Source organism: Sporosarcina sp. P34, from assembly GCF_002743375.1.
In the GTDB taxonomy this organism is placed as follows: domain Bacteria; phylum Bacillota; class Bacilli; order Bacillales_A; family Planococcaceae; genus Sporosarcina.
Genome location: NZ_PDZC01000014.1, coordinates 56,098 through 67,671, shown reverse-complemented (window position 1 = coordinate 67,671; position 11,574 = coordinate 56,098). Strand labels below are relative to the sequence as shown.

General features: G+C 38.7%; 11 protein-coding genes and 1 pseudogene. 7 read left to right on the top strand and 5 right to left on the bottom strand.

The window, feature by feature from the left end:
* Positions 1 to 225: pseudogene (locus CSV63_RS15375) on the top strand (NAD(P)/FAD-dependent oxidoreductase); the annotation flags it as partial.
* A gap of 434 nt (positions 226 to 659) precedes the next feature.
* A complete protein-coding gene (locus CSV63_RS15370; protein WP_099696595.1) occupies positions 660 to 1,400 on the top strand; it encodes a GntR family transcriptional regulator in 741 nt (246 codons plus the stop codon).
* Between the two features lie 122 nt (positions 1,401 to 1,522).
* Here CSV63_RS15370 and CSV63_RS15365 read toward each other — a convergent pair whose 3' ends face one another.
* Complete coding sequence (locus tag CSV63_RS15365) at positions 1,523 to 3,160, bottom strand: SLC13 family permease (protein WP_099696594.1); 1,638 nt, start codon at positions 3,158 to 3,160, stop codon at positions 1,523 to 1,525.
* Positions 3,161 to 3,493: 333 nt separating this feature from the next.
* On the opposite strand from CSV63_RS15365, the gene ttdA reads away from it, so the two are divergent.
* The 4 genes from ttdA (at position 3,494) to CSV63_RS15345 (ending at position 6,429) form a co-directional block, all read left to right on the top strand.
* The gene (gene ttdA, locus CSV63_RS15360; protein WP_099696593.1) at positions 3,494 to 4,405 is read left to right on the top strand and encodes a L(+)-tartrate dehydratase subunit alpha; all 912 of its coding nucleotides are present in this window, start codon (positions 3,494 to 3,496) and stop codon (positions 4,403 to 4,405) included.
* Positions 4,402 to 5,013 carry a L(+)-tartrate dehydratase subunit beta gene (gene ttdB / locus CSV63_RS15355; protein ID WP_099696592.1) on the top strand — a complete coding sequence of 204 codons (612 nt, stop codon included), beginning with the start codon at positions 4,402 to 4,404 and terminating at the stop codon, positions 5,011 to 5,013. The genes ttdA and ttdB overlap by 4 nt, the downstream gene beginning before the upstream one ends.
* A gap of 15 nt (positions 5,014 to 5,028) precedes the next feature.
* Positions 5,029 to 5,832: a fumarylacetoacetate hydrolase family protein gene (locus tag CSV63_RS15350; RefSeq protein WP_233192153.1), complete on the top strand. Its 804-nt coding sequence runs from the start codon at positions 5,029 to 5,031 to the stop codon at positions 5,830 to 5,832.
* A 396-nt stretch (positions 5,833 to 6,228) separates the two neighbouring features.
* Positions 6,229 to 6,429 (top strand): hypothetical protein, encoded by a 201-nt coding sequence (locus CSV63_RS15345; RefSeq protein ID WP_099696590.1) that lies wholly within the window; start codon positions 6,229 to 6,231, stop codon positions 6,427 to 6,429.
* 56 nt (positions 6,430 to 6,485) lie between these two features.
* Here the strand turns inward: CSV63_RS15345 and CSV63_RS15340 are convergent, their stop codons facing one another.
* Together CSV63_RS15340 and CSV63_RS15335 are read right to left on the bottom strand one after the other, a co-directional pair.
* Positions 6,486 to 7,997 carry a malate:quinone oxidoreductase gene (locus CSV63_RS15340; RefSeq protein WP_099696589.1) on the bottom strand — a complete coding sequence of 504 codons (1,512 nt, stop codon included), beginning with the start codon at positions 7,995 to 7,997 and terminating at the stop codon, positions 6,486 to 6,488.
* A gap of 247 nt (positions 7,998 to 8,244) precedes the next feature.
* Complete coding sequence (locus tag CSV63_RS15335) at positions 8,245 to 9,438, bottom strand: DUF4317 domain-containing protein (protein ID WP_099696588.1); 1,194 nt, start codon at positions 9,436 to 9,438, stop codon at positions 8,245 to 8,247.
* Between the two features lie 162 nt (positions 9,439 to 9,600).
* Between CSV63_RS15335 and CSV63_RS15330 the strand changes: the two genes are divergently transcribed.
* Positions 9,601 to 10,023: an organic hydroperoxide resistance protein gene (locus tag CSV63_RS15330; RefSeq protein ID WP_099696587.1), complete on the top strand. Its 423-nt coding sequence runs from the start codon at positions 9,601 to 9,603 to the stop codon at positions 10,021 to 10,023.
* Between the two features lie 91 nt (positions 10,024 to 10,114).
* Here the strand turns inward: CSV63_RS15330 and CSV63_RS15325 are convergent, their stop codons facing one another.
* Both CSV63_RS15325 and CSV63_RS15320 read right to left on the bottom strand, forming a co-directional pair.
* A complete protein-coding gene (locus tag CSV63_RS15325; protein ID WP_099696586.1) occupies positions 10,115 to 10,864 on the bottom strand; it encodes an alpha/beta hydrolase in 750 nt (249 codons plus the stop codon).
* 19 nt (positions 10,865 to 10,883) lie between these two features.
* Complete coding sequence (locus tag CSV63_RS15320) at positions 10,884 to 11,504, bottom strand: NUDIX hydrolase (protein WP_099696585.1); 621 nt, start codon at positions 11,502 to 11,504, stop codon at positions 10,884 to 10,886.
* Positions 11,505 to 11,574 lie beyond the last annotated feature (70 nt).

The following is an 11,574-nucleotide window of genomic DNA, read 5'->3' as shown; positions in this document are numbered from 1 at the left end:
GGTATTGAAGGGGCTAAAGTTGCTATGAGCCAAGGACATACTGCTGGTCTCTCTATTTCCAACGACTTGGAGAATGGTAGACTGGAAAATGACTTAATGTCCACGATACAAGATACCGAGCATACGAGAGAAAATGCTTACATTCAATTTCACCCTGAAATCGCTCAAGGTAAGAATAAGCTGAAGATGTATTGGGATGAATACCATGCTGTAGTAACAAAGTAATTTCTATAAACGAAAAAGCTCTACTGCGAAATACATCGCAGTAGAGCTTTTTCCTAGGTACATTTTGTAAACAGGCTGGCATTCATATTCATGCAGACCAGCGGCATCTACTAGAAAGACAAATAAAGAAGGAAATTTAAGTAGTGGAATTTACTTGTAAACCCTTCTACAAATACTTTTTTCTCGATCGAAACTAACGTCTGTTGATTTCCCTTTCGCATCATTCGTCAAAAATTCCCCGTCGGTGCATTATAAAAGTTTTCTTCATGTTTTTCACAAATATAAAAGTTGCAACTTTCACAATATCAAATTGTGCTGTATAGTGTTTAAAACGACTATTGCCCACTTGCAGGCAATGTCCGATGCGTTCTCGGCAAAGAAAGTCCACCTTCCAAAAAGAAGAAAAATGAAACGTAGAGAATAGGTGATTTGACATGAAACATTTAGAAACTAACTTGGAAAGTGAAGAGGAAATTAGAAGGAACATTTTGGAATTCATTAGTCAATTGGAGGGGTTAGAGAATTATCGATTACCTCAACGTGCATACCACATCATCCGCTTGGCAATTCGTGACTTGATATTATATCCTGGTAAAACGATATTGGAAGGTGATATGGCGGATTTATTGCAAATGAGCAGAACCCCTGTCAGGGAAGCTCTTGTTCGTTTAGAGGCAGAGGGAATGGTACATTTGACCCCAAGACGAGGTTTCACTGTAGAACCAATTGAAATAAGTGATTTACGAGAGGTATATGAAATCTCTGAAATCATGGAAGGTTTTGCGGTAGCTAAGGCTACTGAAAGGATAAGGGATAATGAAGTAAACAAACTTGAAGATATTATCCGCGAGCAAGAGAGAGCAATTAATAAAATGGATTTAAAAACTTGGTCCTTTCTGGATGATAAATTTCATAGACTTATCATTGACTTTGCACAAAGCAAACGTTTGGATACAATAATCGATATTCATTCAGATCAATTGTATCGGGCACGATTATATACCATTAATCAGCGTCCAATGCCATTTCAATCAATTATTGAGCATAAGGCAATTACATCATGTATGAGAGCGAAGGATGGATCTGCAGCCCGTATGATAATGCAGTCTCACCGCAAACGTGCACGAAATGAAATATTGAGAGTGCTTGATGATATGAATAACTCTCAAGTATAAAATTTATAAAAATAGACTGGGATATAACTAGCCTCTAAATAGAAAAAGCCTTGAAATTTTGCAGTGTGCAAAATTTCAAGGCTTTTCATTAGTGAGTTGCATTTTTTCCCATCCACGTTTTTTTAGAGTAAACCTCCAAAGATAATCGGAACAAAAAATGAAACGATAATAATTGAGAAGATAATACATGCAAGGTTAAGCCATATACCAGTCTTTGCCATAGCGCTCATTTTTATATAACCAGTGGCAAAAACGATAGCATTTGGAGGGGCCGCGACGGGAAACATAAAAGCAAATGTTGCTCCCATACATGCAGCAATCATAAGAATTATTGGATCAATGCCTAGCGCTATAGCACCTGCGGCGACAATAGGATACACCATTGTAGCTGTTGCTGTATTTGATGTAAATTCAGTTAACATTGTAACGACTCCAACTATTAAAGCAATAGTCAGCCAAAGTGGTATTTCTGTAAAATTGATTAGTTGACCGCCAATCCATTTATCAAGCCCTGAACTAGTTATACCCGCTGCAAGGGCTAACCCACCTCCAAAGAGCCATAAAATCCCCCATGGAAGCTTTTTTACGGTATCCCAATCTAAAATATTTCCACTCTTATTTTTCGCAGGTATGATAAATAAAATGAATGCTCCTAGTAAAGCAATAGTTGTATCATCAATACCTGGAATAAACTTTTGAAGTAAAAAGCTTCTTGTGATCCATCCGATTGCGATAAATAAGAAAACAGAAAGGACAACTTTTTCCTCAAAGGACATAGTACCTAATTCTTGTTGCTCTTTCTTAATGATAGTTCTCCCGCCCGGGATATCTTTCACTTTCATCGGATATGCTACTTTTACCAGATACAACCAAACCAGTGGAATGAGTATGACAACGAGCGGTATCCCAAAAAGCATCCATTGAGCAAATGAAATTTGAACGCCATATAACTTGTTAACCGTTGCAACTAAAATGGTATTTGCAGGAGCACCAATAATCGTCCCGAAACCTCCGAGGGTAGCACTATAAGCGGTACCAAGCATTAAAGCAGTACCAAACGGGAAGTTCCCTGGAGTGGTGTCAATACTTGGGTCCTTCTCATTGATGGAATCTGCTACATGTTTTGCTACTGCTAATGCCATCGGCACCATCATCATAGTTGTAGCCGTGTTTGAAATCCACATAGATAAAAATCCTGTTGCTATCATAAAGCCAAAAACAATCATACTAGGATTAGTTCCTATAACGGAAATAATCCCCAACGCAATTCTTCGGTGAAGATTCCACCTCTCCATTGAAAGCGCTATCATAAAACTTCCTACAAAAAGAAATATTAGTGGATCTCCATACGACACAGAAACATCTCCTGTTCCCATCACTCCCAGTAATGGAAAGAGGATCAAGGGCAGTAAAGAGGTGAATGGAATGGGAATAGCTTCAGTCACCCACCAAGTAGCTATCCATGCAATTACACCCAAGACAGCAGTCGCTTCTTTTGTCATTCCTGAAGGAGCAACTAGGAAACTAATTATTATAAAGAGAGTTGGCCCTACGATTAAACCGATACGTTGTGACTTAGAGTAAGTAGTGGGCACTTCTTTTTGCGGTTCCGGTTGCTCACTGATCATTCTTTTAACTGGTGCTACTGGTGTTTTAGTCACAGTAACCATTTGCAATAATGAGAATAAATTTTTTACCCACTCTCTGGCCTGATGGTCTAAGCCCCACATTTTATTCCAAAATATTTTTAAAGATGTCATTAACATTACTCCCCCCAATTTTTTTTAAGACACATAAAATTGTTTCGCAATTCAGATATTACATTAACTCATACGTTAATGTCAATAATTATTAATGAAATACCCTTAAAATATATAATTCAATTAAGTATTGACTTTAATGTATACGTTAACTATATTGGATATAGAGCGACTCTTCTGAAAATTGGAGGTGTAATTAGATGGAATAACAATTTATCATTAAGTACAACTTTAAGAGAGAAGCAGCTGCCAAAGAAATCACAGATTATATTTTGTAAAGTAAAAAGTATTTTGGCTGGAGAAATAATTAAATTTAAATAAGGAGAGTTAAAAATGAATATTACACTCAATAGAACTCAGCAAAAAGAAAGAATGACTAATTTAATGTCTAAATTTGTGTCACTTGTGAGCTACAAGCTTCCCGATGATGTAGAGAATAAATTAAAAGAACTCAGTGAGGAAGAAAGTAATCCATTAGCAAAAATCATCTATGAAACGATGTTTAAGAATCAAGATCTAGCTTTTGAACTCAAAAGACCTTCATGTCAAGACACGGGAGTCCTTCAGTTCTTTGTTAAGTGTGGTGAAAACTTTCCTTTAATCGGACAGTTAGAAAAAATATTGAAAAACAGTGTGTATAAATCAACGCAAGAGACACCATTGCGACATAATACAGTAGAAACATTTGATGAATATAATACAGGTGAAAACATTGGCGACGGATCACCCAGCATATTTTGGGAGATAGAAGAAGATAGCGATAAGGTGGAAATTTATACTTATATGGCTGGGGGTGGCTGTACCCTTCCAGGAGTGGCAACTGTATTGATGCCAGGAGAGGGTTATGAAGGAGTAGTAAAGTTTGTACTTGATAGAATGACAAGTTATGGAGTGAATGCTTGTCCTCCACTTTTAATCGGTGTTGGTGTGGGAACTTCTGTTGAGACAGCGGCAATGAATTCAAAAAAGGCCCTGATGAGGCCTGTAGGAAGCCAAAATGAAAATCAAAATGCTGCAAAAATGGAAACGCTTCTTGAGGATGGAATCAACGCGATTGGTCTAGGACCACAGGGTTTGAAGGGGGCAAAATCGGTTATGGGTGTAAATGTTGTCAATACGGCTAGACACCCTTCCACTATAGGAGTTGCAGTGAATACCGGCTGCTGGTCTCATAGAAGAGGAAAAATTGTCTTCGATAGTAATTTGGATTATGTCATTGAGACTCATGAGGGGGTAACACTATGAGTAAGAAAGTATTAACCACACCTATAACAGATATGGACTTAAAGGATATTAAGATAGGGGACATAATATATTTAAGTGGAACAATTGTAACATGCAGGGATGTCGCCCATAGAAGACTGATAGAAGATAAGATTCCTTTACCTGTAGATTTAAGGGGGAAAGCAATTTTTCACGCAGGCCCTATTGTAAGAAGTCATGGAAATGAAAAGTTTGAGATCATCTCTATCGGTCCTACTACAAGCATGAGAATGGAAAAATTTGAAAAGGAATTTATTGAACAAACAGGTGTCAAACTTATTGTAGGAAAGGGAGGAATGGGGAAAAATACTGAAGAAGGTTGTAAGACCCACAAAGCTCTCCATTTAGTTTTTCCGGCAGGAAATGCTGTGTTTGCAGCGACAAAGGTTGAAGAAATAAAAGAAGTACATTGGAAAGATCTAGGTATGCCTGAATCACTTTGGGTTTGTAAAGTGAAAGAGTTTGGTCCCCTCATTGTTTCTATTGACACTGAAGGTAACAATCTATATGAAAAAAACAAGGTGGAATTCAATAAAAGAAAAGAAGAACAATATGAACTGATAAGCAAGCAAGTAAAGTTTATTAAGTAATTTAATGGAGATGATGTGAAATTGCAAGTGCTTCAAAAGACAAAAGTGTTAGTTCGCTACCAATGTCATAATGACAAAATACATTTTGGATTTGTCGAAGATGATAATATTTTACAATTATCCAGCAGCTTTACAGAAATCGCAAATGACGTTGTTCAATATGATGGTCGGTCTGTTAAATATAAAGATGTAAAAATACTAGAACCTATAAGTCCATCCAAAATTGTGAATTTCGGATGGACTTATACACAACATGCCGAGGAGACGGGGGGAAGAACCAACCTCAAGGAACCGTTCCTATTTTTAAAACCGACCTCGTGTACAATTCCTGACCAGGGCGAAGTCATTTTGCCACCTACAGATTTAACTAGGCAGGTGGAAATGGAAGGTGAAGTTGCCCTCGTAATCGGCAAACCTTGTAAAAATGTGAAGGAAGAAGAGGCGTTAGACTATATCTTCGGATGTACTATATTTAATGATGTAACGGCAAGAGACCTCACTCAATCGGATCCACAATTTACACGTGGTAAGAGTTTTGATACATTCGGTCCACTAGGTCCGTGTATCGTGAAAGGACTCGATCCTACAGACTTGCAAATTGTTACGAAATTAAATGGCGATATTGTCCAACGTGGCAATACAAATGAAATGTCTTTTTCAATTCCTTTTTTAATCAGTTGGATATCTAGAGTCATGACATTAGAGCCGGGAGATATTTTAGCTTTAGGTTCGCCTTCAGGTAGCTGTCCAATGAAGTCAGGAGATGTCGTGGAAGTTGAAGTAGATGGAATTGGGAAGCTATGTAGTTATATAAAATGATATTGCATTATTTCTCTTGGTTTACACAAGTGTAAAACTATCAAACTAAGATATAAAGTTGCTTGCCAAAAGGTTTCATTCAAAAGTGTTCAGTATACTGTATCGGTTTTAAATGACAATTAAAAAACCTATGCTTTTTACTAAAGTCCATTGCCACTGTTAATAATTGTAGTGTGTCATAGATTTTTAATTTCACACTTTACATCCTTTAATGTGATTTTCATACTTGAACTTTGCAAAAGTAATTCTCGTAGAGCGGTATTATGACGGTTTCCTTGATGAGACATTGATTGGACTAATCCCATTCGCCTAACCTCGGATTGGAATTACAACATCACCCTTCCTGGGCTTTATGTAGCGGGGAACATTACGGGTATTGAAGGGGCTAAAGTTGCTATGAGCCAAGGACATACTGCTGGTCTCTCTATTTCCAACGACTTGGAGAATGGTAGACTGGAAAATGACTTAATGTCCTCGATACAAGATACCGAGCATACGAGAGAGAATGCTTACATTCAATTTCATCCTGAAATCGCTCAAGGTAAGAATAAGCTGAAGAAGTATTGGGATGAATACCATGCCGTGGTAACCACATAGTTTTTCTACTCAAAAAAGCTCTACTGCGAAATACATCGCAGTAGAGCTTTTCACTATTAACTATGAACGGTTTCTTTCTCCAGCTCATTTTCTGTTAGCTTCAATATCTTGGAAGTAGAAGCGTGCATGTCCTTTAATAACTCAGGATGCTCTGCTAATGCTTTTCCGTATGAAGGAATCATTTCTTTCAACTTTGGCTCCCAATCGCTTACTTGTTCCGGGAAGCACTTGTTAATCAAATCCAGCATAACTGCTACTGCAGTTGATGCTCCTGGAGAAGCCCCAAGCAATGCTGCAATGGAACCATCCTGATCCGTTACAAGCTCTGTACCAAATTGAAGTGTACCTTTGCCGTCAGGAGTATCTTTAATGACTTGCACTCGTTGACCTGCAGTCCATAGATCCCAATCTTCACTTTTCGCGTCCGGAATAAACTCGCGCAGTTCATTGATACGTTGTTCTTTTGTTTGTACTACTTGTTCTACCAAGTATTTAGTCAACGACAGATTTTTCGCACCACATGCAAGCATTGTCGTAAGGTTATTTGGTTTAACAGAACCGATAAGGTCCATCATGGATCCTTCTTTCAAGAACTTCGGTGAGAAGCCCGCGAACGGTCCGAATAGTAAGGACTTTTCGCCGTCAATATAGCGAGTATCCAAGTGTGGAACGGACATTGGCGGTGCACCAACTTTTGCTTTTCCGTATACTTTTGCATGATGTTTTGCAATTACGTCTGGATTTTTACAGACCATGAAGACACCACTGATCGGGAATCCACCAATATGCTTACTTTCAGGAATACCTGTTTTCTGTAGCAATGGAAGACTTCCGCCTCCGCCACCAATGAAAACAAATTTAGTTTTATGAAATTCAAGCTTGCCATCTTTATTATTCTTTATTTTTAATTCCCATTCGCCATCACTTGTACGTTTGATATCTTCTACTTGATGACCATAGTTCACTTCAACGCCCACTTTTTGCATATGCTCGATTAACATACGAGTCAATGCACCAAAGTTTACGTCTGTACCTGTGTCAATTTTCGTTGCAGCAATTGCTTCTTCGACAGTACGGTCTTTCATAATCAACGGAATCCATTCTTTTAGTTTTTCCGGATCTTCGGAAAACTCCATTCCTTCGAATAGTGGATTTGCTGTCATAGCCTCAAAGCGTTTCTTCAAATACGTCACATTGTCTTCACCTTGTACAAGACTCATGTGTGGCAGTGGCATAATAAATTGCTCAGGGTCTTTAATCAAATTTTTCTCTACTAGATGTGACCAAAACTGCATGGATAATTGGAACTGTTCATTTACTTTAACCGCTTTAGTGATATCTACAGTCCCGTCCGACTTTTCGGAAGTATAGTTCAGTTCACACAATGCCGCATGTCCTGTTCCCGCATTATTCATCTCATGCGAGCTCTCTTCCCCTGCTTTATCTAATTTCTCAAATACCGAGATGTTCCAGTCAGGCGCTAATTCTTTTAGCATTGTTCCTAGAGTTGCACTCATAATTCCGGCACCAATTAATATAACATCTGATTTAGTTTGTCTATTACTCATTTTGACCTTCCTTATATGTGAAATTTACAGAAACGTAAATGTTCCTAAATAAGGCGTCACAGACTACATGGCGCGTACTAGGAGCATTTTATTCTGTCTCAGTTTAACCATACATCTACTACTATCTGTTCTATTATACATCAAATATAACGAGGTTTAAAGGTACTTGTTTATTTGTCAGGATAAAGCTGGTAATATGTCGGAATTTTGAACTATTTCGTGACGTTTAGTAGATGAATGGTTTTTTTCATGTCAATAAGTCTTCCGAAATCACTTTGAATCCTTCAATGATTGTATCCTCTTCTACCTCAATTAAAATACATTGCTTGCCATCATAGTTCACTTGTTTCACGTATTTTAAGTCTTGTGGACTGATTGAGATGTTTGCTACTTTGGTTTCGATTTTAATTGATTTTGACGTATAACTTGGTACAATATGGGTTGCTTTCATTTCATAAGAAGTGTCATCCACTACAGTCTGAAAAGCTGTTTCTACTGCTTCTGTATTGACGTAGTCGACACCACTCATTTTCAACACACGTTCTACTTGCATCGCATCAATTGCTGGTGGTTCTTCCGGTTCTTCCTCTTCTTCATCCGCTACAGTTAATCGATAGATTGCTTCATATACATTTCCTAGTGTTTCCGTATCTACTTCACCACCGACTACTTGTTTTACGATTTCCTCGAAAACGGCTTTATCGTCGGCAGCGGTAACCACTTCTTCGCCATTCAGGACATTTTCTATGAATGCATAATCAGGTTTATTCGCTTTCCCGGCGGCATATAGTACATGATTGACATCAGCTGCATTATCTGTGAAGCAAGGGAATAAAAAGCCACCTATTGGTGAAGCAAGATTAATGATGGGATCGAGCATCGTATTCGATTTGAATTCACGCTCTTGAAAGTCAAATATAATGGAGCGCTTTGGCAAGTCTGTATGATTCATACTACACAAGATAAACGGCGTGGTAAACACTTCATCTCGCATATCAATTTCAGATTCTTCACTGTTACGCTTGGTCTTCTTAAAGTAGTTACCACGAATAAATGTCACGACCAGATCTTTTTCATATTGGACATCTTTCACCATCTTTAGTGCTAGATGTTGCATCTCTGCCTTCCATTCTTCAGCTTCTTCCGCCTGCAATCCTTCATACAATAGTTTTTGTGCGTGATCTCCGTGATTCTCTTCATCCTGACGTTCAAACTTCACTTCAAATAACTTCACACCTAGTTTACCGCCAAGCACCTTTTTAAAATTGGTCATGAACAGTTCCTGTTGCTCACGGTCAAGTAAAGCAAATGCCTGACTCTCTTCGTGGTAAACCTCACTGCTTTCCTGCCTAATATAAACATGGTAAATATCAGTGATCGTCAAAAGATCGGTATCTAACTTAAATCGTTTACGGATATCTGCAATATCATTTTTATTCATTTCGTGTTCCCACTTCCTAACTGATTTACATACACTTTTTCACTACGTTGGATGACGTCACCATACACGTGCATAAAAGATTAAAGATTTCACACATAATTATCCAATATTCGGGTACACAATGGAGTGAGACTAAAAAATCAAAAAAGGGGTAGTGATTTCATGTCAGAAAAATTATTTACATCCACAGCAACCGCTAACGGAGGAAGAGAAGGCCATGTAGTATCCTCCGATAAAGTAGTAGAATTTGATACAGCGATGCCAGGAACAAAAAGAGCAAAAGAATTAGAGAACTCCACCAACCCGGAACAATTATTTGCTGCAGGTTATGCAGCTTGTTTCGACGGCGCGCTTCAACTTGTTGCAAGCAAAGAACGCGTTAAATTTTCATCGGAAGTCACTGCAAACGTCAGCCTGTGCAAAGATGAAACAGATGGTGGTTTCAAACTAGAAGTTGAATTACAAGTAACAGGTACAGGCATTGAGAAGGCACAGCTTGAACAACTAGTAGAGAAAGCGCACCAAGTCTGCCCGTATTCCAAAGCCACTAGGGGCAATATTGAAGTGACACTTACTGTACTTTAATTCTACATCTAAAAATAAGACGATAAGCTGTGCTGGAAATCGTGAATACACGACTTCCAGCACAGCCTTTTAATTCAGCGGAAGATACTTTCTATTTTTCCAACCCTTCAATTAATTTCACAATCGTAGCGGATGTCTCCATAATCTGCTCTTCATTCGATATAGCTGCTTTACCGTCACCCTTCTGCCTGCCATAATCACCAAAGCCTGCATGATTACCTCCCACTATCTCGACGAACTTCGCATCATGAGGCATACTAGACTTAGCCGCCTTAATCGCTTTCGCTTCCGCCACCTCATCATGACTGGCCCAAATTGACAGTACATCCACCGACGCTTCACTCAAATCCGTATGACTTCCGGGATAAGAAGCTAGTAACACGAGCGCAGAAATCTTTTCATGGCGAGATGCATAATCCGATGCCGTCACACCGCCTAGGGAATGACCTCCTATTACCCACATATCTATTTCAGGGTGATTACGTATCACCTTATCTGCTCGGTCAGGTGAGAAGATAGCCATCTTGAGCGGCAAATGGGGAATGATTACCGTGTAACCATGTTTAGCAATCTCCTTAGCCATGGGCGCGTATGCTTCAGCTTCTACTTTTGCTCCTTGATAAAAAATAAAACCTATGTTTTTCTTATTTAAGGCAGGCTCAAACACTAGCTCTTTTCCATTTGTAACTAGTACATCTGTATCTGATTGCAAATTTTCTTTAGCGTAAGCTTGTGCTTTATAATAAGAGTTAGCGAATAGGAAAAAACCCACCGCAATCATTAATAGGAGAACAGTTAATCCGATCAATAACTTGAATTTCCATGACCTCTTTTGTTTCATACTTGATCCTCATTCCAGTTTATTTCTTCACAATATCGATGAAATGTTTTAACACTCTAGCCGTCAGCCCCCAGACTGTATACTTGCCATATTCATAAAACCATTCTTCAAGCGAATGACTTCTGAATTTATACTGGTCTCCGTTCATAATCTTTTCAAACGGGAAATTATCCGGTGGAGCGATTTCAATCGATACTAAATGCATATACGGTTCATGTTCCTTTAACCACTTAAGCGGGATGGTAAATACCTCTTCCACTTCTTCTTTATTATAACTTCGAATGATTTCTTGATAATCAATGACCGCAACGAACGGATAAACGACGAATGAAGGAGATGCAATATACGGACTTAACTCTTCTATCATCCGTACCGTCTTCGGATCAATCCCGAGCTCTTCGTGCGTTTCCCGTAAAGCCGCTTCCATAGGCGATGCATCTGTTATATCGATTTTGCCACCGGGAAAACTGATGTCGCCCGGCTGTTTCCTCATCGTGAAAGCACGCACCTCAAATAGTACATGCCATTCCCCTTCCACTTCTACTAACGGAATAATTACAGCGGAACGGAACGCAGTCTCTTCCCCAATGAATAAAGATTTATTTTCATACAATTTATTTTGTAGTTGTTCTAAGTCCATGAAGTCCCCCACCTCATCGTTTTACTCTATCGTATCATTTCCAGATGAATCGTTAAAGAAATTAAAGGAG